Below are 241 nucleotides of genomic sequence, written 5' to 3' on the forward strand. Positions count from 1 at the left end.
TGGTTACGTTCTACGAATGTAACCAGACATGATCGTAACTCACTTCGACTAGAAAGCACCGTATCTACTTCCCAATGACCAAAAGCTAACCGTTGATTAACAGTTGTTGGCCGTTATTCGATGAAAGTCCCACTTGTAAATTTCCCACGATTTTCGCTCACTCGGTGCTGGCGGACATTCCGATTGGGTAGATCAGTCAATCTGAAGGGGAGCCAGCCACGATTAAGCCAATTATAAATTA

The 241-nt window shown here is 44.0% G+C and carries 1 pseudogene; it reads right to left on the reverse strand.

Annotated elements, in window-relative coordinates:
- A pseudogene (locus ACG72T_RS12590) lies at positions 1 to 241 on the reverse strand (IS30 family transposase); the annotation flags it as partial.

The sequence above is a fragment of the Companilactobacillus sp. FL22-1 genome (genome assembly GCF_043951805.1).
Taxonomy (GTDB): Bacteria; Bacillota; Bacilli; order Lactobacillales; family Lactobacillaceae; genus Companilactobacillus.